Origin of the sequence: uncultured Porphyromonas sp. (genome assembly GCF_905372525.1) — a bacterium.
In the GTDB taxonomy this organism is placed as follows: domain Bacteria; phylum Bacteroidota; class Bacteroidia; order Bacteroidales; family Porphyromonadaceae; genus Porphyromonas.
Window position 1 is genome coordinate 18,957 of sequence record NZ_CAJPPN010000020.1, and the last position, 22,833, is coordinate 41,789.

Genomic DNA, 22,833 nt, shown 5'->3' on the forward strand with positions numbered 1-22,833 from the left:
CATCAGCAAGGAGCGTGAACAAGAATTCTCTGAGGACGTATCTAAGTAGCAGCTACCAAGGGGCTCAATCATTCCTAGAGCACATCATCTATCCCATCTTCGGGGAGGAGCATTTCGTAGATGAGTACGAGGCTGAGATACTCACGAACCAGCCCGAGTACGAGGGCCTAGCGACAGCCGCTGGGATCCAGAGTATCAAGCAGGTGGGTAAGGTCTATGTGGGAGTAGAGCCCCTGCAGATATTTGACATCACGGTAGGGAGTCAGGTCCAGATGGCTCGTAATCGGGTAGGCATCCAGCAGTTGATACGTCGGATCATGGATACTCATTCCCTAGCCTTCATGCTCTTCCACTACGAGGATGGAGGTGCGGAGAGCCAGGAGTCCTGGGAGTGGCGCTTTACCTTCTGCCACAAGGGGGCTAGTCAGACAGACACCACGAGTAGCAAGCGCTTCACCTTCCTCCTCGGTCCTGGACAACACTGCCGTACGGCTACGGACAACTTCCAGAGGCTCATCGACAAGCGAGGTGCCGTAGAGGTCAAGGACATCGAAGACGCCTTCTCGGTCGAGGCGCTGAATAAGGAGTTCTTCGATAAGTACCGTCAGCACTATGCGACCTTTGTAGAGTACATCACGGGTAAGCGATACGTCAAGCAAGGGGGTAAGTGGGAAGAGAAGCAAGTCTCCGAGCCCAATGCCCAGCTACGGGATCAGTTCTGTGACGACGAGAAGCGTGTACGTGACTATGTCAAGAAGTTACTAGGGCGCATCGTATTCCTCCACTATCTACAGCGCAAGGGGTGGCTCGGTGTCCCCTCGGACAAGGCTTGGGGAGACGGGGATAGATCCTTCATACAGCACCTCTATGAGTACGCTACGGAGGCTCAGCAGTCCGACTTCATCACCTCCGTCCTATCTCCTCTCTTCTACGAAGCGCTCAATACCGATCGTAGAGCCGACAATGACCTCTTTGACACGAGGGTGAAATTCCCTAAGAGAGGCAATAAGCTACGTATCCCTTACTTGAATGGAGGTCTATTTGACCGTGATGAGAATGCTGCACTCCTGATAAAGTTCCCCCCTGAGTTCTTTAAGGATCTCCTTGACTTCTTCGCCCAATACAACTTCACCATCGATGAGAATGATCCTACTGATGCCCAAGTGGGGGTAGACCCAGAGATGCTAGGGCGGATCTTCGAGAGCCTGCTGGAGGACAACAAGGAGAAGGGGGCCTATTATACGCCCAAGGAGATCGTACAGTATATGTGCCGGGAGTCCCTCATCGCCTACCTATGTACTGGGATTGATCAGGGCACCCCAGAGCACCAAGCCATCTCACAGTTCGTAAAGAGCTATGATGCAGAGCTACTCTTGGGGCTAGAGCTAGAGGGTGTGGAGCTGGGTACGAAGGTACTAGAGCGACTCAAGGAGGTCAAGGTCTGCGACCCAGCCATTGGCTCGGGGGCATTCCCCATGGGGATGCTACGGGAGCTATACTATTGTCGTATTTCGCTCGAAGACCTGTCCGTCTCTCCCGCCGAGATCAAGAGCCAGATCATCAAGGGTAATATCTACGGTGTAGACATTGAGCAGGGGGCTGTAGATATTGCCCGTCTTCGCTTCTGGCTCTCACTCGTCGTTGACGAAACGACACCAACGCCACTCCCTAACCTCGACTACAAGATCATGCAAGGCAATTCTCTGCTAGAGTGGTACGAAGGGGTAGACCTAAGTACTCTGACGCAGAGGAAGGAGGATGGGTGTGTTGAGCTATTTGATGACCTAGCAGATGTCTATAGGAGGCAACTGCGTCAGGCCATAAGTGATTACTATGGCGAGACGGATCACAAACGTAAGGCCACGTTACATAAAAAGATTAGTCAAGCTATCGACGAGCAGCTCAAAGAGCAACACTATACGGTAAACCTATCTGGTATCAATGTCTCGGCCAATACACACTTCTTCCTTTGGCATACTTGGTTTAATGAAGTGTTCAATCGCCCCTCAGGTCGCAACGGCTTCGACATCGTCATCGGTAACCCTCCCTATCTTAGGATACAAGGACTTAAATCTGTAGATCCCTCGTTGGTTGATGCCCTAAAAGCTTTATATAAGTCTGCGGATGCTTCCTTTGATCTATATGTGCCTTTTATCGAATTAGGGTTGTCTTTAGTGTCCGAGTGTGGAAGTGTAAACTATATTGCACCCACTAAGTGGAGTAACGCTGATTTCGGTAAAGGATTGAGAGCATTGTTATGCAGTCTTTCTGCTGCCGCACGGATCATCAACTTTTCCGACTACCAAGTGTTTAATGCCTCAACATATAGTGGTATACAGACCTTCCAGAGAGGGTCGGAGAGGCTATATTACACGCAATTAGCACACGACCTAGATACCTCTATGGACATTAAGTTGTATCTTGATTCATTGAAAGAGTCTGACTTTACACCGATTGACTATAAGCAATTTAAGAAACAACCTTGGATCCTTGCGACTAACCAGGTCTATCAGGTCTTATTAAAGCTGAAGCAACAGCCATTGACTCTTGGTGATGTTTTCGATAAAGTCTACCAAGGTATTGCCACAAGCAAAGACAACGTCTTTTTTCTATATGATGTCTCGGAGATATCTGATACAGTTATAGAAGGATATTCGATGCAGTTAGGAGAGCGAGTACAAGTAGAGAAAGGGTTGGTAAAGCCCTTACTAAAAGGAGAAGACGTCCATAGATATGATGATATAAAGACAAATAGGTGTGTAATATTTCCCTATAAATTAGGTGACATGGGGGCATGCCTATATGAGGAGACCGAAATAGCAAGGGTATTCCCTTTAGGCTATAAGTACTTGAAATCATGTGAAGATGTTCTTCGTGGTCGAGAAAATGGGAGGTTTAATATAGATGGTCGATGGTATCAATTCGGTAGAGGGCAAGGTATAGCATATAGTGGTATCCCCAAGCTCTTAGCACCAGAGATCTCTCTTGGTGGAAACTTTGCGTATGATAGAAATGGTCATTTCTATCACACGACTAAGGTTTATGGATACATCAAGAAGCCCGAAAGCCAATACAGCTACCAATTCCTTCTTGGACTGCTCAATTCTCGGCTCTTCTGGTTCTTTATCCAGAATACAGGATATGTGTTGAGAGGTGGGTATTACACATTTAAGACCAACTATGTTACTCCATTCCCTATTCCAAGAAGAGAGGATATAGAGGATGCAGACTATACTTTGGTTGAATCTTCCGTCCAAGAAATCCTAGAGGGGCAAAAGGCGGCACCTCAAATTAATACTCTGCTATTGGTTATTGATAAGACGATTTGCAAGATATATGGTGTAGATATACCTCTCACCGACTGACGTCATTACCTCCGTATACAACGAGGAACTCCTCCTTTGACAGCTTATATAAAGAACAAATAACTCTTCTGAGCTCATCAGATTCTTGTCCTCCTTTCTTCAGTATCTCTTGGATATAACTATCCGTCTGAGGTGATACATGTGGAATGGGGAAGCTCTTAATATAAGCAGGTTTGAATCTATAGTATCCATTTGCTAGGATGGTTCCCGTATGAGACAAGTACCACCAACATATTTGAGAGTTAAGAATAGCCATCAGGGTCTCATAGCTGATATTTATATTCTTATTCTTGATGTATCCATAAACCTTAGTCGTGTGATAGAAATGACCATTTCTATCATACGCAAAGTTTCCACCAAGAGAGATCTCTGGTGCTAAGAGCTTGGGGATACCACTATATGCTATACCTTGCCCTCTACCGAATTGATACCATCGACCATCTATATTAAACCTCCCTTATACTCCTACAAGATTATCCTTGATATAGATATATAAGGTGCTACGACTAACGTGCAAGCGTTTAGATATTGTGCTCTTGCTTACTCCGTTACTCAGTGCACTTCGTATATAATTTTCTTTGCCTGAGAGCTTGTGAGAAGTATTCCTGCTTCCTCTAGGTCTCCCCAGCGTCACTCCTTCGGCACGCTTGCGGGCTAGTGCCTCCTTTGTTCGTTGGCTGATGAGGTTGCGTTCGATCTCGGCAGAGAGCCCGAAGGCAAAGGCGAGGACTTTGCTCTGGATGTCGTCGCCTAGGCGGTAGTTGTCTTTGATCGTCCAGACGCGACACTCCTTGGTCATGCAGATGTTGAGGATCTCCATGATCATGAAGAGGTTGCGCCCAAGACGAGAGAGCTCGGAGCAGATGATGATGTCGCCTTTGCTGACCTTGCGTAGTAGGCGACCCAGCTCCCGCTTGTTATAGGCCTTCGTACCGCTGATGGTCTCCTCGATCCAATCATCGATCCCTAGCTCTTGCCTCTGGCAGAAGTTGGTGATCTCGAAGCGTTGGTTCTCTACGGTCTGCTTATCGCTACTGACTCGTATATATCCGTATATCATAGTTGTACTGCTTATTGTGTGCTGGGGGAGGGGAGGGTAGCCTACCGAGAGTATCCAGTGACGTGGGGGAGTGTCCCCTGCTATCGATCCTGAGCTCGGGGAGCTCACGCCTATAGTTTGCTCTGGTGCGGTGGATAGGGGATGATGCTCCACCATCTGGGCTCCTGGGACGACGTAGGCCTCTGGGGGAGTCTGCGTGAGCACGCGACCCTAGGGGGATACGTCCATCCAAAGGTAGGAAGATTTCACTGCGGCAGTCAGCCCCTTTCGCTGGAGGGGCGTATGGCCTCCTTCGGCATGCTCCTCCCTCGGGTACCTCGGGGGGATTATTTAGCCTCTAGGGGAGCCTACACCTTGGCCTCTAGCCTCTAGTCGTTAGCCCCGAGATATGTACCTGCGGGAGAGCCCCGCTGGGATGATACTTAGAGCGCTGTTGTGTACACGCGTGTACACTCTAGTGTACCCACGTGTATACAATGGTATACACACGTGTACACTCCGACCCTCCTAGATAGGCTGTGTATACTCGGTCAAGCCTAGGTCTGGGGTACAGATACAGCTATCTTGGGCTGGTGCTCCTCGGGCACTCTGTCCCCGACCTCTGGTGACTCCGTATGAGCCCTAGGCTCCACCCCGCCGAGGGACTCTGGAGGGAGTAGAATAGCTTTATTTTGTATCTTTACGAACATGCTTGTCGCAACCTATTCACATTAAACTCAATATTCGATGAAACAATTCTTCAAGAAAGGTCTACTCCTGGCCACCTCCGCCCTCCTGCTCGCCTCGCAGGCTAGGGCAGATAAGGGGATGTGGCTCCTCAATGAACTGACGAAGGAGAATATCGCACAGATGAAGGAGTTGGGCTTCCGCCTCCCCATCGACTCCCTCTATAGTCTGGACAAACCAAGTGTGGCGAACTCTGTCGTCATCTTCGGTCGTGGCTGTACCGGGGTCACCGTCTCGGGCCAAGGGCTCGTCTTCACGAACCATCACTGTGGCTTCGATGCGATCCAGTCCCAGAGCTCGGTGGATCACGACTACCTGCGTGATGGCTTCGTCTCGCAGAGCTTCGCCGAGGAGCTCCCGATCGAGGGGCTCACGGTGAGCTACCTCACGAAGATCACAGATGTGACGAAGCAGGTGCTCGCTGGCCTCAAGAAGCCCAAGGACGAGCTCGACCGCTTGGCTCAGATCCAGAAGATCTGTCAGCAGATAGAGGTCACTGAGCTGAAGAAGTACAAGGGCGACTACAAGCAGGCCGAGGTACGCCCCTACTACGCCAACAACAAGTACTACCTCCTGACCTACGACGTCTTCCATGACGTGCGCCTCGTCTTCGCTCCCCCGAGCTCAGTCGGGAAGTTCGGAGGGGACACGGACAACTGGATGTGGCCACGCCACACCGGGGACTTCTCCGTCTTCCGTGTCTACGCAGACAAGGACAATCAGCCCAGCGCCTACAGCAAGGACAATGTCCCCTACCGTCCCAAGTACTTCGCTACGGTCTCCACTGAGGGGTATCAGCAGGGCGACTATGCGATGACTATTGGCTTCCCCGGGTCTACCTCCCGCTACATCCCCTCCTTCGCTATCGAGAATAGGATGAAGGACTGGAATGAGCCCCGTATCGAGGTGCGTGGTATCAAGCAGGCTATCTGGAGCAAGGCGATGAACGCAGACCAAGCCACTCGTATCAAGTATGCCTCTAAGTATGCCCGTAGCTCCAACTACTGGAAGAACTCCATCGGGATGAACCAAGCGCTCGTCAAGCTCGACGTCCTCGGGCAGAAGCGTGCCGAGGAGGCTGCCTTCGAGGAGTGGGTGAAGGCCGGAGGCAAGAAGACCCGACAGTACCAGGGTATCCTCGACGAGATGCAGGCTGCCTACAAGCAGCTCGGGGGACTACAGCGTGAGGCGATCTACCTCAGCGAGGCCTTTGGTGGGGCAGAGGTCATCGCCCTAGCCAGTGGGCTGAAGGATGTGACCTACAAGGATATGCAGAGCCAATCCGAGAAGATCCGTGCCGGTATCGAGGACGTCTACAAGGACTATGTCCCCAGCCTAGATGAGCAGGTGCTACCCGCTATGCTCGATGTCCTGAGACTACGCGTGCCTCGTGAACGCATCGCTCCGATCTTTGACCTCATCGACCAGGAGTATGGAGGCGATACCAAGGCCTATGCCAAGGCACTCTTCGCTAAGAGTATCGTCCCCTACAAGGACAAGGTACTCGCTGCTGTACAGCGTCCAGACTTCACCGAGGTGCTCCATCAGGATCCCGCCTTCCAGCTCGCTCAGCTGACCCGGAGTATCCTCAGGCCCCTACAGGAGACGATGGCTCCCCTAGCAGAGCCCGTACATCGTGGCAATCGTCTCTACTTCGCAGGACGTAGGGAGATGAACCCTAACCAGCCGATGCCTAGTGATGCCAACTTCACGATGCGTATGAGCTACGGTACGATCAAGGGCTACAGCCCCGCCGACGCAGTGGAGTACGACTACTTCACCACGACACGTGGTCTGCTGGAGAAGTATACACCAGGCTCACCAGAGTTCGATATCCTCCCCTCCTTCCTAGAGCTCGTCAAGAAGGGCGACTGGGGACGTTGGGCGGACAAGGATGGCAAGCTCCATGTCGCCTTCATCTCCAGCAACGACATCACGGGGGGAAACTCCGGTAGCCCCGTCTTTGACAAGAATGGTCGGGTCTTCGGCCTCGCCTTCGATGGCAACTGGGAGGCGATGAGTGGAGACATCGAGTTTGAGCACCAGCTCCAGCGTACGATCGTCGTAGACATCCGCTACGTACTCTTCACGATCGACAAGTGGGGTAAGTGCTCCCGCCTGATCCAGGAGCTCTCCCTACGCTAGAGCACTGATCCCGTATCCTAGGGGCTGCCTCCACAGAGGCTGTCCTAGAGGTAGCGTATCGACCTCCCCCCACGCTCATGAGCTCATGAGCGTGGGGGGAGGTCTCGTCTTCGTGCCCTGCCTCTGGGGTGCGAATGCCTAGTGTGGTGCGGGTGAAATAGCTATCTTTGTGCTGGCAGGGTGACTACAGCCCTAGCCTTCACGACTTAATTATACTTACTTATGCCGATCATTAGAAGTATCCTAGACACTGACTTATATAAGTTCACGACGAGCTATGCCTACTCCAAGCTCTATCCACGAGCCTACGGGCAGTTCCGCTTCATCGATAGGGGTAAGACCGTCTATCCTGAGGGCTTCGCCGAGGCCCTTCGTGAGGAGATCAGACAGATGTCTGAGCTTGCCCTGACCCGTGATGAGGCTGCCTTCCTCTCCCGTGAACTCCCTTACCTTCCCCCCACCTACATAGACTTTGTGAAGGGCTTCCGCTTCGACCCCGATGAGGTGACGGTCACTCAGGATGCTGAGGGGCACCTCTCCCTCACAGCCGAGGGACTCCTCTACCGGGTGACCCTCTGGGAGACCCCCCTGCTGGCACTGATCAGCGAGTTGTACTACAAGGTCAAGGGGATACAGCCCGATATGTCGTATGCCGAGGAGGCAATCATCCAGAAGGCTCGCAAGATGAGTGCTGCAGGGATCGTCTTCTCTATGTTTGGGATGCGCCGCCGCTTCAGTGCTGATGTGGAGGATCGGATGACCCAGCTCCTCAAGGAGCACTCGGGGGCGAACTTCTATGGGACGAGCAACGTGTACTTCGCCTACAAGCACCAGCTTCGGGTGACGGGGACGCACCCCCATGAGTGGATCCAGTTCCACGGGGCTATGTTTGGCTACAAGATGGCTAACTATATGGCTATGGAGGACTGGATCAATGTCTACGACGGTGACCTCGGGACGGTGCTCACCGATACGTATACGACAGATGTCTTCATGCGCAACTTCAGCAAGAAGCACGCACTACTCTTCACCAGCCTCCGCCACGACAGCGGCGATCCCCTGCTCTTCACCGACAAGGCGATCGCTCGCTACAAGGAGCTACGGGTGGATCCTACGATCAAGTATATCATCTTCTCCGATAGCCTCGACCCCGAGCGGGCGATAGAGATCGCAGACTACTGCAAGGGGCGCATCGGTGCGACCTTTGGTATCGGCACCAACCTATCCAACGACGTAGGCAATGGTGTCCGCCCGCTGAATATCGTGATGAAGCTATGGGAGTGCAAGATGACGGAGAAGGAGCGCTGGCACCCCTGTGTCAAGCTCAGTGACGTAGGAGGTAAGCACACGGGCGAGCCAGAGGAAATCCGTCTCGCACAGGAGACGCTAGGCCTACCCGTCAATGCCTAGTGGCGGGAGCTCCCCTCGGGGGCAGAGGGGGGGACGGCAGGTCTGTCTGTACTTCGGCTCCTTCAATCCCCTCCACCGTGCCCATCTACAGCTCGCACGCTACATGGTGGAGCGGGGGCTGTGTGACGAGCTGTGGTTCGTACTCAGTCCACTGAACCCACTGAAGGAGGGGCTACGCCCCCTGCCCTTCGCTTGGCGAGCCTACTACCTCCAGCAGTCGATAGCGGGAGATGATAGGCTGAGCCTCTGTCCTATAGAGGAGCTCCTACCCGAGCCGCACTACACCATACGGACGATACGTGCCCTCGGGATGCTCCACCCCACGACGACCTTCTCCCTCCTCATCGGTGGGGACAACCTCGGGGTGATCACTCGGTGGTATGACTATGAGCGGCTCCTGAGGGAGGTACGCCTCTACGTCTATCCTCGTCCTGACTATCCCATCAGCGGGGAGCTGCTTCAGGGGCTAGAGGCAGAGATATATATCTGTAGGGATGCCCCAGAGATACAGCTCTCAGCTACAGACATCCGCCGAGCCGCACTACGGGGGGAGGATCTCCGAGACGAGACGGCCTGCCCCGAGCTCTGGGAGGAGCTCGTAGAGCAGCTACGAGCACTGGATAAGAACTAAACTAAAGAAGCGAAACTAAGGAAATGGCACATCATGTGACTCTCATCCCCGAATGGGCGGAGCAAGACCTCGTCCTGATCACTTGGCCCAATGCCACGATGGACTGGGCCTATATGCTCCCCGAGATCGAGTCCTGCTACATTGAGCTCGCACACGCGATCCTAGAGTGGGAGGATCTACTCGTCCTAGCTCGTGACCCCGAGCGGGTACGCACGCTCCTGATGACGAAGCCCCTCCGACACGAGCTCTTCGTCATGGAGATGGATACGAACGATACGTGGTGTCGGGACTATGCCCCTCTCTCCCTGAGCGTACGGGACGAGGCGGGGACAGAGCGCCCGATGATCGTGGACTTTACCTTCAACGCCTGGGGGCTGAAGTTCCCCGCACACAAGGACAACCTCGTCTCACGTGCGCTCTTCCTCTCCCGCTCGTTCATCGCCGAGATGGGCTATACGAACGCACTCAGCCTGACCTTTGAGGGCGGAGGGATCGAGTCCGATGGGCAGGGGACCCTCCTGACGACTGCGAGTGTCCTCTTCGAGCCCAATAGGAATGCCGGTCTCTCAGAGGAGGCCCTACAGGGTTACCTCCGAGAGGTGCTGGGGGCAGACCGACTGATCGTCCTAGAGCATGGTGCTCTAGAGGGCGACGACACCGACGGACATATCGATACCCTCGCTCGCTTCCTCTCGCCTACGCAGATCGCCTATGTAGGGTGTACCGACGGGAATGACCCTCACTACCAAGCTCTAGGGCGGATGAGGGGAGAGCTGGAGGAGCTCCGTACCGCCGAGGGAGAGCCCTACGAGCTGATCGAGCTACCCCTGCCCCCTGCTATCTACGATGAGGAGGGAGAGCGCCTGCCTGCGACGTATGCCAACTTCCTCTTCGTCAATGGAGCTCTGCTCGTCCCTATATATAATGTGGAGACCGACGAACTCGCCCTAGAGACCCTCCGTCAGGCGCTACCCGATCGTACGATCGTCCCCGTGTACTGCCGTCCTCTAGTCAAGCAGCACGGTAGCCTCCACTGCGCTACGATGCAGTTCCCTCGGGGCTTCATGAACAAGGGTAAGTGGCGTGAATAGCAGATCTCTATCCTCCCTATCCCTCGGTATAGGGTAGGGAGGGATAGAGGGTAAAGGATAAAACAACGACAATGAGCCAGAGAGCAAAGAGAATACTGAAGGTCGGCCTCATACAGCAGGCCAATACCGCCGATCGTAGTGACAACAAGCGCCGCCTCCGGGAGGCTATCCGTCGGGTAGCTAGCGAGGGCGCCGAGCTCGTCGTCCTACAGGAGCTACACAATGGGCTGTACTTCTGCCAGAGGGAGGATGTCGATACCTTTGACGAGGCGGAGAGCATCCCCGGAGAGAGCACGAGAGAGTTCGGGGAGCTAGCTCGGGAGCTAGGTATCGTCCTCGTCCTATCCCTCTTCGAGCGCCGAGCAGCAGGGCTCTACCACAATACGTCTGTCGTCCTAGAGCGTGATGGCTCTATCGCAGGGATGTACCGCAAGATGCATATCCCCGATGATCCCGCCTATTACGAGAAGTTCTACTTCACCCCCGGAGATCTCGGCTTCGAGCCCATAGAGACCTCAGTCGGGCGCCTCGGGGTGCTCGTCTGCTGGGATCAGTGGTACCCCGAGGCTGCACGCCTCATGGCGCTATCGGGGGCTGAGCTCCTCATCTATCCGACGGCGATCGGGTGGGAGAGCAGTGATGCCTCGGGCGAGCAGACACGACAGAGCGACGCTTGGCAGCTCGTACAGCGTGGGCATGCTGTAGCCAACGGCCTACCTGTCGTCACGGTGAACCGTGTCGGACACGAGGCCGACCCGTCGGGGCAGACCGGTGGGATCACCTTCTGGGGACGGAGCTTCGTCGCAGGCCCTCAGGGGGAGCTGCTCGTAGAGCTTGACCAGCGTGAGGCGACCTGTGTCGTCGAGATTGACCTCGCACGTAGCGAGCGGGTACGTCGCTGGTGGCCCTTCCTGCGGGATCGGCGTATCGACGCCTTCTCTGACCTCACCAAGCGCTATCGCCGTTAGATAGATCGTGGTGAGGCCTGCGTTTAGTCTTGTGAAGCTATTGTTATAAATTTGTAGGCAGTAGACGACCTCCCACACGGGAGATCCGTGTACGAGCTAGAAGAGAAGCTAATGGAAACAGAGACAGTATATCTGCTCCCCGAGCTGGGAGCTCTGCCCGGGGTCGTACGGCAGTTCGTCCAGGAGGTGCTCCCTTGGGGGGATGTCTTCGCCTTCTATGCCCCTATGGGCACAGGGAAGACGACCTTCATCAAGGCTCTATGTGAGGAGCTCGGGGTCACGGACGTGATCAATAGCCCGACCTTCTCGATCATCAATGAGTATCGAGCGGAGCCCTCGGGGGAGCTTATCTACCACTTCGACTGCTACCGCCTAGAGCAGCTCTCAGATGCCCTCAGCCTAGGGGCGGAGGACTACCTACAGAGTGGCGCCCTATGCCTCATCGAGTGGCCCGAGGTCATCCGTGATATACTACCCGCCGACACCGTGAGCGTGACGCTCGAGGAGCTCGAGGGGGGAGCCCGCAGGCTCACCGCACGCTATAGACGAGGGGAGGACTAGCGTATGTACTACAACCTCTTCGAGACAGGGCGGACACGCCAGCGGGGGAGCATAGAGGTGATCTGTGGCTCGATGTTCAGTGGCAAGACGGAGGAGCTCCTGCGTCGCCTACGCCGCGCCCAGATCGCAGGGCTCGAGGTAGAGATCTTCAAGCCAAGCCTAGATACCCGCTATGACGAGGTACAAGTCGTCTCCCACGACCAGAATAAGATCCCCTCTACCCCCGTAGACCATTCGTCGAATATCCTCCTCCTTGGCTCCGACGTAGATGTCGTCGGGATTGATGAGGCGCAGTTCCTAGACAATCACCTCCCCGAGGTCGTGGAGGCTCTAGCTGACCAAGGCATACGTGTCATCATCGCAGGGCTGGATCTGGACTTCAGACGCAAGCCCTTCGGTCCTATGGCCGATCTCTGTGCCATCGCCGACTCGGTAGACAAGCTCCACGCTATCTGTGTGGAGTGTGGGCACTGGGCCAACTACTCCTACCGCCTCGTGCTGGGAGAGCAACAGGTGATGCTCGGCGAAGCCACCGAGTACAGCCCCCTATGCCGTACCTGCTACCTCAAGCACCTACACGCTACCGACGACAAATAAATCTCTACTATAGACAGAAGATATGAAATCACCCTGGACACTCCTAGCCACCTCTGCTGCTCTCTCTCTCAGCCTTTCCCTCCTGCCTAGCTGCAGTATCTCTGTAGGGCAACGTACGACGATAGAGCATGCACAGCGGGGACAGTACATGAGCCCCACCCTAGGGGGGAAGCTCTTCTCCTCGGCCTGGATGCAGCACTCAGCAGAGTACAAGGCGCTCTGTCAGCAGGCCTACAACATCGCTACCGAACGTCTCCTAGCTGCCACCTCTGACCCACGTAATAGGGGGAAGAAGTGGGCGATCGTCACCGACATAGACGAGACTATCGTAGATAATAGTGCCAACTCCGTGCATCAGGCCCTCGAGGGTAAGGACTATGAGCAGGCCTCGTGGGATCACTGGTGTGACCTCGGTGAGGCCGTAGCCCTCTCCGGTGCTGTGGAGTTCTTCCGTCTAGCAGACTCCCTCGGGGTATCGATCTACTATATCTCCAATCGTGATGAGATCAATAAGCCAGGTACGAAGCGCAACCTCATCGCCCTAGGCTTCCCCCAGGTGGATGAGGAGCACTTCATGTTCCGTGATGCCTCCCGACAGTCGGATAAGACAGCTCGGCGCAATGCCGTCCTCCGCACACATGAGATCCTGATGCTCCTAGGAGACAATCTCGGGGACTTCGATCACCTCTTCGACGTACGTGACGAGGCGAAGCGGGATGAGGGGGTCAAGACCTTTGCCCAGGAGTTCGGCCGACGCTTCATCGTCCTACCCAATCCCAACTACGGCACCTGGGAGCCAGCGATGAACGGAGGCTACCCTCCACTTCAGGAGAAGGATGCCAAGCTACGTACCCTCCTTCGCTCCCACCGATAGTCCCAAGACAAGCATTCAGTCACTACACGATACTATACACACCTAAAGTCCCGCTCCCATGCTAACTACACGTCAATACGAACAGATCGGCCGCCTCATCCATCGGGAGGTCGTCCCCGCCACAGGCTGTACAGAGCCTGCTGCTGTAGCCCTCACCGTCGCCTATGCTGCGGCCATCCTCCCCGGCTCCGTACGGACAGCCGAGGTACTACTGAGCACGAATATGCTCAAGAACGCTATGGGCGTCGGCATCCCTGGTACAGGGATGTTTGGCATCCCTATAGCGATCGCCTTAGGGATCGTCCTAGCTACTCCAGAGAAGCAGTTGGAGCTCCTCGATACCTTCTCCGATGAGGAGCTAGCTAGGGCTAAGCAACTTGTCTCTGAGGAGCTGATCTCTGTCCAGCTCAAGGAGGGTGACGTAGACAAGCTCTACGTCGAGGTTATCCTCACCGACGAAGCTGGGCACGTGGCCCGCTCCGTCCTAGAGAAGACCCATACGGGGCTCTCCGCGCTCTCGCTGGATGGGGCCTCCTGCCTCGATCGCTTCGAGGTCAAGACATCCCCCTGTGGCTGCTCCGAGGAGGCCACGGCCGAGCAGGAGCCTGACATCCAGCTCACCTTTGACCTCGTCTACGAGTATGCCCTCACCGCCCCCCTAGAGGACATCCACTTCATCTACGAGGCAGCCCTACAGAACAAGCGTGCGAGTGACTTCTCCCTGACTCATAACTATGGACATGCTCTGGGCAAGATGCTCCACAGTGACCTCGGACTACAGTTCTTCGGGGATACCCCACTCACACAGATGCTCGCCTCCACGAGCCTGGCCTGCGATGCCCGTATGGATGGAGCTCCTATCACCGTGATGAGCAACTCGGGGAGTGGCAATCAGGGGATCTCCTCGATGCTCCCCGTGCTGACCTTCGCTCAGCGCCAGGGGAAGGACGAGGAGACGACGACCCGTGCCATCATGATGAGTAGCCTGCTCGTGGTGTATATCAAGCAGCAGCTCGGTCGCCTCTCCTGCCTCTGTGGTATGGTCGTCTCTGGTACGGGGACGGCCTGCGCTCTGACCTATCTGCTCGGCGGGACGAAGGAGCAGTCCATAGGCGCTGTCAAGAATATGATCGGCAACGTCTCCGGGATGATCTGTGACGGAGCCAAGCCGAGCTGCAGCCTGAAGGCCTCTACGGGCGTGAGCTCAGCCCTCATCTCTGCCCTCCTGGCGATGGAGGGACATGCTGTCACCGCCAACGAGGGGATCGTCGAGGAGGATATAGACTGCTGCATCCGCAACCTCGCCGACCTCGGACGCAATGGTATGGCTGAGACCGACCTCAAGGTACTGAAGATCATGACCAGCAAGGGACGGCATGGCTAGCCCCAGCTCTGGGGCTTGGGAAAGTCTCCATACCCAACATTAGAATACGACTAAGACTACTCGATCGATGACAAATAGGACGCTACACTTCGCGCTCTCATTCCTCCTCTGCTCCCTAGCTCTCTGGGGATGTGCCAACCAAGGCTCTCCCGAGGGGGGACCCTACGATACCGAGCCCCCTCGGCTCGTCAGTGCCCATCCTCAGCCACATGCTACTGGGGTGAAGGAGCGTCGCTTCGTCCTCCGCTTCGACGAGTACGTCAAGCTCTCCTCTGAGCAGGATAAAATCATTGTCTCACCCGCCCAGATCCAGCCCCCCCGCATTACAGCTAATGGAAAGAGCGTCGTGATCATCCTCGAGGATAGTCTGAGGAAGAATACGACCTATAGCTTCTACTTCGGAGATGCTATCCAGGACAATAATGAGGACAATCCCCTAGAGGACTTCGGCTATCTCATCTCCACGGGGGATCATATAGACTCCATGCAGCTCTCGGGGCAGATCGTAGATGCTCTGACCTATGAGCCTATTGCAGACCTGCTCGTAGGGGCTCATACAGCCTCTACGCTTACGGATAGTACCCTGAGGCGTGAGCTCTTCCCCTACGTCTCTAGGACGAACCGAATGGGACGGTTTACCCTACGTGGCCTACCTGACACGACCTACCGAGTCTTTGCCCTCAAGGATAATGACCGCAACTACAAGTACAACGAGCGGAGCGAGGGGCTTGCCTTTGACCATACAGACTACCGTACCACCCTACGGGACAGTGTCCGCACCGATACGATACGCATTGACTCCATCGTCAGACGTGATACACTGCATCGGGACTCACTCGTGTCCTATCCCTATACCTTCTACTACCCCGACAATATCTCGCTGAGGTACTCTGTCCCCGTCGTAGAGCGCCAGGGGCTGGAGCGACATAGTCGCCCCGATAGCCTGATCTGTCGGCTAGAGTTCCTCACGGAGCCTCGGCGTATCCCCCGCCTACGATCGCTCGACCGCCCTCATACATCCGATAGCCTAATCTACTGGGCGACTGCCCGAGGACGGGCTGTAGACTACTGGCTACGAGATCCCGCCTTGATCGCTCAGGACTCGGTACGCTTTACGGTGACCTACCAGCGAACGGATTCCCTCTTTCGCATCGAGGAGCGTACGGACACATTGACCTTCCTGCGCCCAAAGGTGAGGGAGCGAAAGAAGAGCAAGGAGGAGAAGAAGTCCCCCCTACAGCTTACCTTCTCTGGTGCAAAGGGGCTGATGGCAGGTACCCCAGGGGACAGCTTGATCCTCACCGTGACACGTCCCCTCGTGGCTCTACCTCAGGAGACCATCCACCTAGAGGTGACCCGAGACTCTACTACGACGAAGCACCCCTTCACCCTACAGCAGGATAGCCTTGATCGCCTGCGCTATCAGCTCCTCTTCGCTCGTAGCTATGGGGATAAGTACCAGGTCAAGATAGACTCGGCAGCCCTACGAGACCTCTATGGGGTAGCCTCAGACTCGGTCGCCTTCACTCAGGCGACAGAGGCCGAGGCAGAGCTCGGGCACCTCACCGTGACGCTCCATGGTGTCAAGGAACATGCCCTCGTAGAGCTCCTCGACAAGGGCGATCTCGTACTAGCCACACAGCTAGCCCACCCCATAACTGCTTCCACAGGCACTAAGAAGGGGACGGACACCCTAGCTACTCCTAGACCAGAGGAAGACCCGATGCTTCAGGGCTTGATCCAGCAGCAGAAGCAGCGAGCAAAGGGGGATAGCCTCCCCTCAAGCCCTCGAGGGTCTATGAGTCCTCCGCTCCCTAATAGCCTAGCGAAGGGGGATACGCTCCCCACCAAGGCGCTGGAGACCTGCCAAGTGACCTTCCGAGACCTCAAGCCCGGGGAGTACTACCTACGACTTATTCTGGATGAGGATGCTAATGGAGCCTTCACCCCGGGAGATTATCCCAGCCGAGATCCAGAGCCCGTGTACTACTGTCCACAGACCTTCACCATAAAGAAGGGCTTTACTTCGGAAGAGAAGTGGGAGGTATATGCGACCTCGCCCTTCCTCTCCAAGCCCGAAGCCCTACGCAAGGTGAAGCCCGATGAAGCCAAGAAGAAGCGGGAGGATAAGAACATCGAATACTACAAGCGCTGGGGGCGCAAGAAGTAGCGACAGCCTAGAGGCATCAAGCAGTCCCCCTGGAGCCAAGGCTCACCCCATCCCTTCCCCTTGCCTGATTATTGTTATATTTGCTATGCTCTTCAGGCAATAGACATTAGCAACCATCAGTAAGACTACTCAGCAATGCTCGAACAACATTATCACGAGGCAGCTAACTACCTCGCCTCACGCCTACCTAAGGATATCCGTACCGCTATCATCCTCGGTAGTGGTCTCGGCAGACTCGGGGAGATGCTCCAGGAGCCGACGGTCATCCCCTACACCCAGATCCCACACTTCCCACACTCCACTGCGATAGGGCACAAGGGGAACCTCATCGCAGGCACGCTCTCCGGTGTACCCGTACTCTGCATGCAGGGACGCTTCCACTACTACGAGGGCTACCCTATGGAGCAGGTGACCTTCCCCGTACGGGTGATGAAGCTCCTAGGGATCGAGAACCTCCTAGTGTCGAACGCTGCCGGGGGGATCAATCAGACCTTCCGAGTAGGGGATCTGATGATCATCCGAGACCATATCAATAACCTCCCCAACCCACTCATCGGGCCCAATATGGAGATGTTCGGCCCACGCTTCCCCGACATGACCCGCCCCTACGATAGAGATTTCATCACGAAGGCTAAGGCTATCGCTCAGGAGCTCGGTATCCATGTGCAGGAGGGTGTCTACGTCGGCCTTACAGGGCCTTCGTATGAGACCCCAGCAGAGTACAACTACTGGGCACGCTCAGGTGGTGATGCCATCGGTATGAGTACCGTACCCGAGGTGATCGTAGCTCGCCATGCTGGTATCCGTGTCTTCGGTATGTCGGTGATCACGAACGAAGGGTGGCACTTCGATGACGACTTCGTCAATGACGGCGACGATGTGATCCGTGCCGCTAATGCCGCCTCCGACCGTATGGGACGCATCTTCAGCGAGCTCCTGCGCCAGATCTAGGACGGATTAGATAGTCCCATCCCCCGTGGAATGGTGCTCCCTAAGTAGAGCGGAGCGAGATAGCCCCACTCCTCCACCCCTACGTATCATATCGTCGGGATGGGAGAGTGGGGCTATCTCGCTCTAGTAGGTATCTATGCTGCTATCGGTGATATAGGCTATATTACGTATCTTTGCTAGGATAATAGATTTTAGATGAGTATAGTACGAGCAGAAGACTATCATGTACCTGTCCTCCTCGAGGAATGCTTAGAGGGCATGTGCCTCACAGAGCAGGGTATCTATGTAGATGTGACCTTTGGTGGCGGAGGACACTCCCGTGCGATCCTAAGCCACCTCAGAGGGGAGGGACATCTCTATTCGTTTGACCAAGATCCCGACGCAGCCCTTCGTGCCGAGGAGGGCGAGCACTTCACCTTCATCGCAAGTAACTTTCGCTATCTGGATCGCTTCATGGACTACTATGGTTGTCTCGGGCGTGTGGATGCTATCTTGGCAGATCTGGGGGTCTCCTCCCACCACTTCGATGACCTAGAGCGGGGCTTTAGCTTCAGAGCGGAGTCCCCTCTGCTGGATATGCGTATGAATAATCGCGAGGGTCGGTCTGCCCGTGATATACTGAACGAGTATGAGGAAGCAGCGCTAGCTGATATCCTCTATCGCTACGGGGAGCTCAAGCAAAGCCGTAGGCTGGCACAGCTCATTGTACAGGCTCGTAGCCTACGTCCCCTCTCGACAGTAGGAGACCTCATCTCTGCGGTGCGCCCTGCAGTACGTCCCGACCAAGAGAAGAAGCAGCTCTCATGTATCTTCCAAGCCCTACGCATAGAGGTGAATGAGGAGCTCACGGCGCTAGAGGAATTCCTAGAGGCTAGTCGGCGTGTCCTCAGACCCGGAGGGCGGCTCGTCGTGATGACCTACCATTCGCTGGAGGATCGTATCGTGAAGAACTTCCTGCGCAGTGCCGAGGAGACTTCCCCATCAGAGGCACAGATCTATGGGGCTGGACGTGCCTCGTGGCGTCTCGTGACCCGTAGACCCATCACACCTAGCCCCGAGGAGCAGGCTACCAATCCCCGCTCCCGCAGTGCTAAGCTACGTATCGCCGAGCTACTATAATGACTGTACAAGGAATGGACACCCCCACACCATATACAGAGTCAGAGGAGGTCAATCACCCTCTCTCGGACGAGCTCCCACAGGGAGAGCCAAGGATGCAGAGCCCGGAGGATGAGGATGAAGAGCAGTCGCTCTTCGAGGGCTGGGAGGAGGACTTCCTCAATACTCCTTGGCTGAGACGCAACTGGCTCTTTATGGTCTTCGTGATCATCTGTGGCCTCGTGAGTATTGCCTGGCCCTATGTGTATGTCCTCAACCTACGTGAGGTCACATCACTTGAGATGAAGCTACGAGATATACGCTACAAGTCGCTCTTCATCTCTGCCGAGCGTATCGAGTACGAGCGTATCGGCAATATCCTAGATCGAGTAGGGGAGTACCATCTACCCCTCGTCCCCGCCACCCAGCCTCCCTATCTACTCCTTGACACGGGGCAGTATGCGCTCCCTACACCGGAGAAGTAGCGCCCCCTCTATATGGATGACTGAATGAATAGGCTAAGAAAGATCCTCAGGGCACTCTCCGTCCTCTTCATGGGGGTGCTATCTAGACAAAGACGTGGAGAGGAATGGAAGCGACTGACCGAGGACCGCTATCCCTATGTCATGGCTCTCTTCGCCGTGATTATGCTCCTCGTCGTAGTACGTATTGTCCTCTTCATCTTCAGTGCAGATGGGGCTGTCTACCGTGAGATGGCTCGGGTGATTAACCCCCCTAGGGCGATCACCGAGACCCCGCTGCGAGGTACGATCCATGACCGAGAGGGGCATCCCGTAGCGATCACCTCCCCTTACTACCGTCTCTTCCTTGACCTCAATGCTCAGGTACTTGCCCCTCTTCACCGTCCGCTCCCTCCCAAGGGGCAGACGTCCAAGGACTCCCTCCAGAGGGCTCGGGTACTAGAGCTCCAGCGGGAGTTTGACCAGGGGCTAGAGGATCTAGCCTCCCTCGTCGATAGCGTATACGACCTAGGCAAGCATGGCCTATCCAGAGCTATGCTCAAGGAACACTGGCGCAAGGGCTTCAAGCGCAAGGATAGACACTGTGCCGTCGTCAGCCTAGACCTCTCCTACATGCAGCTCCAGGGGATGCAGAGCTCTGCCCCCTTTGCTCCTATCCCCACTCGTCGTGGTCGCTTCCGAGAGAGCCTCTTCAGCAAGCTCCTTATCCGAGAGGATCGTACCAAGCGTATCTATCCCTATGGGTCGCTGGCCTATCGTACCATCGGACAGCTCTACTCGGTATCCAACAAGGATGGGCTCACCGATGGCCGTAGTGGTATCGAGAAGAGCTATAATAGCTACCTGCGAGGCAAGATAGGGCATGGCGTACGCTTCTACAACGCTGGGCGCTACGAGAGTATCGTCACCGAGCCCGCTGTAGAGGGTGCCAGCATCTATACCACGATCGATATGAATATCCAGAGTATCGTGGAGCGTAACCTGAGGGAGCAGCTCTCTAAGCTCGAGGCCGAGAGCGGGACGGTCGTCCTGATGGAGGTGCCGACGGGCAAGGTAGTGGCGATCTCCAACCTACAGCGTATGCCCTCGGGGGGCTATGGTGAGACGACCAATATGGCTGTAGCAGATATGAGCGAACCAGGGTCTACCTTCAAGGTCGCCTCGATGATGGTTGCTCTCGATGATGGTGTCGTCCAGCCCAACGATACGATCGATGTCGGCAATGGCCTGTGGAAGGTCGGGGGCTCCACGGTGCGAGACCACAACGCTCATCATGGGGGCTATGGACGCCTATCTGTAGCTCAGACGATCGTGAACTCCAGCAATGTGGGCGTAGCTAAGATCATCTATCGTGGCTATGCCCATCGCCCCGACGACTACGTACAGAAGATCCGTGACTTAGGCTTCGGGGAGGACCTCAAGCTCGAGATCGACGGCTATGCTCGTGCCCGTATCCGTAAGCGCTCGGATAACCCAGACCGTTGGTCGGCTACCACACTTCCCTGGATGTCCTATGGCTACGAGACCCAGATCCCCCCGATCTATACGCTGGCTTTCTTCAATGCGATCGCCAATGGGGGACGCTACATGCGCCCGTACTTCGTCACCGAGATCCGTCAGCGGGATGCGATCCTCAAGACCTTTGAGCCCACAGTCGTCCGCGAACAGATCTGTAAGCCAGAGACGCTTCGTGAGATCCAGGAAATGCTCCGAAGGGTAGTCACCGAGGGGACGGGGAAGAAGGCACGCTCCTCCTTCGTCGCTATCAGTGGCAAGAGCGGTACGGCACAGCTCTCCTCGGGTCGAGGGGGCTACCGAGACTCCACGGGGCATGTGCGTCATCAGGTCTCCTTCTGCGCCTATTTCCCCTCTGAGGCTCCCAAGTACTCCTGTATCGCTGTTATCCGCAAGCCCTCCAGCCAGTATAGTGCAGGTGGTGGGGTGATGGCGGCACCGATCATACGTAGGATAGCGGAGAGCCTGCTGGCGCTAGAGGCACCTATACCGATAGACTCCCTCCCTACCTCTCGCCACCCCTCGGCCTATGCTCGCCCCATCGCCTCGGGTAGGGCTACGACCCTCATCTCGCTTCTCTCTCAGCTAGGACTCCCCACGCCACAGATTACCAAGAGTACGGGGAGCTATATCCAGATCGATACTGCGATGCACGTCCGCTCCTACACACAGAGCCTTGGGCGGATCCCCGCAGTCGTGGGGATGAGTGCTATGGATGCCTGCTATCTCCTGCGCAAGATGGGCTATACCCCACGTCTCATAGGTGCGGGCAACGTCCTCTCGCAGTCTATCCCCTCGGGTAGCCCTGCACGTCGGGGGACGGAGGTAACTCTACAGCTGGGCTTCGCTCGCTAGCCCATTATACGCTCCCCGAAGGAGTGGGGAGGCTCGGGTAGCCTCCCCTAGTGTGCCCCTTCGGCTAAGGGTCTATCCTTAGTTCATCGAGTAGGCACTGAGGAGCACGGGACAGCCCAAGTCGAGGACGAATAAAGTTCGCCCTCGTCGCCTTACCTACGTGACGAGGGCATTTTTTGTTGGAGCATCTCCTCGCCCTCGGTCTCTTCGTCACATCCCACTCGGTATACCCGTTACTCCCTCACTCGGTATACCCATCTCTCGCTCTCGGTCTCTTCGTCACCTCCCGCTCGGTATACCCTTTGCCTCCTGCTCGGTATACTCGTCTCTCGTGTTCGGTTTCCTCGTCACACCCCACTCGGTATACTCTTTGCCACCCCACTCGGTATCCCCGTCCCTCACCCTCGGTCTCTTCACCACATCCCACTCGGTATACCCGTCTCTCGCCCTCGGTCTCTTCGCCTCATCCCACTCGGTATACCCGTTACCCCCTGCTCAGTATATCCGTCCCTCGCCCTCGGTCTCTTCGTCACCTCCCGCTCGGTATACCCGTTGCCTCCTCACTCAGTACCCCCGTCCCTCACCCCCGGTCTCTTCGTCACATTCCACTCGGTATGCCCATTACCCCCCTATATGTGCCTATCATGCTCGTACGTGTACATGCTGAAGCAGTCTCCCCGGCGAGATGAAGGCTGAGCTAAGGTTAGCTATTTTGCACCTCCTTTCCTAGGGCAGATCCATGAATACGCTGGAGGGCAAGCATGAAGTCGCCGAGGGGTATAGACCGAATACGGAAGTAGCTGTACCCTAGATGTATGCTTAGTGGACATATCCCTGCTATCTAGGAGGGAAAAGTATACACGCGTGTACACAAGAGTGTACACGCGTGTATACGATAGTGTACCCACGTGTACACAAGAGTGTACACGCGTGTATACGATAGTGTACCC

The 22,833-nt window shown here is 55.6% G+C and carries 17 protein-coding genes; 15 read left to right on the plus strand and 2 right to left on the minus strand.

The window, feature by feature from the left end; translation table 11 throughout:
- Nucleotides 1-14 precede the first annotated feature (14 nt).
- Nucleotides 15-3,365 carry a TaqI-like C-terminal specificity domain-containing protein gene (locus QZ170_RS05130; RefSeq protein ID WP_297178112.1) on the plus strand — a complete coding sequence of 1,117 codons (3,351 nt, stop codon included), beginning with the start codon at nucleotides 15-17 and terminating at the stop codon, nucleotides 3,363-3,365.
- Here QZ170_RS05130 and QZ170_RS09125 read toward each other — a convergent pair.
- Nucleotides 3,355-3,810: a TaqI-like C-terminal specificity domain-containing protein gene (locus QZ170_RS09125; protein ID WP_365300019.1), complete on the minus strand. Its 456-nt coding sequence runs from the start codon at nucleotides 3,808-3,810 to the stop codon at nucleotides 3,355-3,357. The two genes, QZ170_RS05130 and QZ170_RS09125, sit on opposite strands and share 11 nt — an antisense overlap.
- Before the next feature lie 12 nt (nucleotides 3,811-3,822).
- A complete protein-coding gene (locus tag QZ170_RS05135; RefSeq protein WP_297178115.1) occupies nucleotides 3,823-4,425 on the minus strand; it encodes a master DNA invertase Mpi family serine-type recombinase in 603 nt (200 codons plus the stop codon).
- A gap of 726 nt (nucleotides 4,426-5,151) precedes the next feature.
- Here QZ170_RS05135 and QZ170_RS05140 point away from each other — a divergent pair.
- The 14 genes from QZ170_RS05140 to QZ170_RS05205 all read left to right on the plus strand — a co-directional run bounded on the left by QZ170_RS05140 (nucleotide 5,152) and on the right by QZ170_RS05205 (nucleotide 21,883).
- Nucleotides 5,152-7,296, plus strand: a complete 2,145-nt coding sequence (locus tag QZ170_RS05140; protein ID WP_297178118.1) for a S46 family peptidase — start codon at nucleotides 5,152-5,154, stop codon at nucleotides 7,294-7,296.
- Nucleotides 7,297-7,518: 222 nt separating this feature from the next.
- Nucleotides 7,519-8,706: a nicotinate phosphoribosyltransferase gene (gene pncB, locus QZ170_RS05145; protein WP_297178120.1), complete on the plus strand. Its 1,188-nt coding sequence runs from the start codon at nucleotides 7,519-7,521 to the stop codon at nucleotides 8,704-8,706.
- The gene (locus QZ170_RS05150; RefSeq protein ID WP_297178123.1) at nucleotides 8,699-9,337 is read left to right on the plus strand and encodes a nicotinate-nicotinamide nucleotide adenylyltransferase; all 639 of its coding nucleotides are present in this window, start codon (nucleotides 8,699-8,701) and stop codon (nucleotides 9,335-9,337) included. Before pncB ends, QZ170_RS05150 begins: the two co-directional genes overlap by 8 nt.
- A gap of 23 nt (nucleotides 9,338-9,360) precedes the next feature.
- Nucleotides 9,361-10,428 (plus strand): agmatine deiminase family protein, encoded by a 1,068-nt coding sequence (locus tag QZ170_RS05155; protein ID WP_297178126.1) that lies wholly within the window; start codon nucleotides 9,361-9,363, stop codon nucleotides 10,426-10,428.
- A 95-nt stretch (nucleotides 10,429-10,523) separates the two neighbouring features.
- A complete protein-coding gene (locus tag QZ170_RS05160) occupies nucleotides 10,524-11,396 on the plus strand; it encodes a carbon-nitrogen hydrolase (RefSeq protein WP_297178152.1) in 873 nt (290 codons plus the stop codon).
- A gap of 111 nt (nucleotides 11,397-11,507) precedes the next feature.
- Nucleotides 11,508-11,957, plus strand: a complete 450-nt coding sequence (gene tsaE / locus QZ170_RS05165) for a tRNA (adenosine(37)-N6)-threonylcarbamoyltransferase complex ATPase subunit type 1 TsaE (RefSeq protein WP_297178129.1) — start codon at nucleotides 11,508-11,510, stop codon at nucleotides 11,955-11,957.
- A gap of 3 nt (nucleotides 11,958-11,960) precedes the next feature.
- Nucleotides 11,961-12,554, plus strand: coding sequence for a thymidine kinase (locus QZ170_RS05170; RefSeq protein WP_297178131.1), 594 nt, complete (start codon nucleotides 11,961-11,963; stop codon nucleotides 12,552-12,554).
- Between the two features lie 22 nt (nucleotides 12,555-12,576).
- Nucleotides 12,577-13,428, plus strand: coding sequence for a 5'-nucleotidase, lipoprotein e(P4) family (locus tag QZ170_RS05175; protein WP_297178134.1), 852 nt, complete (start codon nucleotides 12,577-12,579; stop codon nucleotides 13,426-13,428).
- 58 nt (nucleotides 13,429-13,486) lie between these two features.
- Nucleotides 13,487-14,812: an L-serine ammonia-lyase, iron-sulfur-dependent, subunit alpha gene (locus tag QZ170_RS05180; RefSeq protein ID WP_297178137.1), complete on the plus strand. Its 1,326-nt coding sequence runs from the start codon at nucleotides 13,487-13,489 to the stop codon at nucleotides 14,810-14,812.
- Nucleotides 14,813-14,879: 67 nt separating this feature from the next.
- Nucleotides 14,880-16,982: an Ig-like domain-containing protein gene (locus tag QZ170_RS05185; protein ID WP_297178139.1), complete on the plus strand. Its 2,103-nt coding sequence runs from the start codon at nucleotides 14,880-14,882 to the stop codon at nucleotides 16,980-16,982.
- 135 nt (nucleotides 16,983-17,117) lie between these two features.
- A complete protein-coding gene (locus QZ170_RS05190; protein ID WP_297178141.1) occupies nucleotides 17,118-17,933 on the plus strand; it encodes a purine nucleoside phosphorylase I, inosine and guanosine-specific in 816 nt (271 codons plus the stop codon).
- A gap of 195 nt (nucleotides 17,934-18,128) precedes the next feature.
- Nucleotides 18,129-19,052, plus strand: a complete 924-nt coding sequence (rsmH, locus tag QZ170_RS05195) for a 16S rRNA (cytosine(1402)-N(4))-methyltransferase RsmH (RefSeq protein ID WP_297178144.1) — start codon at nucleotides 18,129-18,131, stop codon at nucleotides 19,050-19,052.
- Nucleotides 19,052-19,516, plus strand: a complete 465-nt coding sequence (locus QZ170_RS05200; protein WP_297178147.1) for an FtsL-like putative cell division protein — start codon at nucleotides 19,052-19,054, stop codon at nucleotides 19,514-19,516. The genes rsmH and QZ170_RS05200 overlap by 1 nt, the downstream gene beginning before the upstream one ends.
- 24 nt (nucleotides 19,517-19,540) lie before the next feature.
- Nucleotides 19,541-21,883, plus strand: a complete 2,343-nt coding sequence (locus QZ170_RS05205) for a penicillin-binding protein (RefSeq protein ID WP_297178150.1) — start codon at nucleotides 19,541-19,543, stop codon at nucleotides 21,881-21,883.
- Nucleotides 21,884-22,833 lie beyond the last annotated feature (950 nt).

Coding starts and splice junctions, on each gene's coding strand:
- QZ170_RS05135 (WP_297178115.1), bottom strand. CDS start 4,425: ATGATATACGGATATATACGAGTCAGTAGCGATAAGCAGACCGTAGAG.
- QZ170_RS05140 (WP_297178118.1), top strand. CDS start 5,152: ATGAAACAATTCTTCAAGAAAGGTCTACTCCTGGCCACCTCCGCCCTC.
- pncB (WP_297178120.1), top strand. CDS start 7,519: ATGCCGATCATTAGAAGTATCCTAGACACTGACTTATATAAGTTCACG.
- QZ170_RS05150 (WP_297178123.1), top strand. CDS start 8,699: ATGCCTAGTGGCGGGAGCTCCCCTCGGGGGCAGAGGGGGGGACGGCAG.
- QZ170_RS05155 (WP_297178126.1), top strand. CDS start 9,361: ATGGCACATCATGTGACTCTCATCCCCGAATGGGCGGAGCAAGACCTC.
- tsaE (WP_297178129.1), top strand. CDS start 11,508: ATGGAAACAGAGACAGTATATCTGCTCCCCGAGCTGGGAGCTCTGCCC.
- QZ170_RS05170 (WP_297178131.1), top strand. CDS start 11,961: ATGTACTACAACCTCTTCGAGACAGGGCGGACACGCCAGCGGGGGAGC.
- QZ170_RS05175 (WP_297178134.1), top strand. CDS start 12,577: ATGAAATCACCCTGGACACTCCTAGCCACCTCTGCTGCTCTCTCTCTC.
- QZ170_RS05180 (WP_297178137.1), top strand. CDS start 13,487: ATGCTAACTACACGTCAATACGAACAGATCGGCCGCCTCATCCATCGG.
- QZ170_RS05185 (WP_297178139.1), top strand. CDS start 14,880: ATGACAAATAGGACGCTACACTTCGCGCTCTCATTCCTCCTCTGCTCC.
- QZ170_RS05190 (WP_297178141.1), top strand. CDS start 17,118: ATGCTCGAACAACATTATCACGAGGCAGCTAACTACCTCGCCTCACGC.
- rsmH (WP_297178144.1), top strand. CDS start 18,129: ATGAGTATAGTACGAGCAGAAGACTATCATGTACCTGTCCTCCTCGAG.
- QZ170_RS05200 (WP_297178147.1), top strand. CDS start 19,052: ATGACTGTACAAGGAATGGACACCCCCACACCATATACAGAGTCAGAG.
- QZ170_RS05205 (WP_297178150.1), top strand. CDS start 19,541: ATGAATAGGCTAAGAAAGATCCTCAGGGCACTCTCCGTCCTCTTCATG.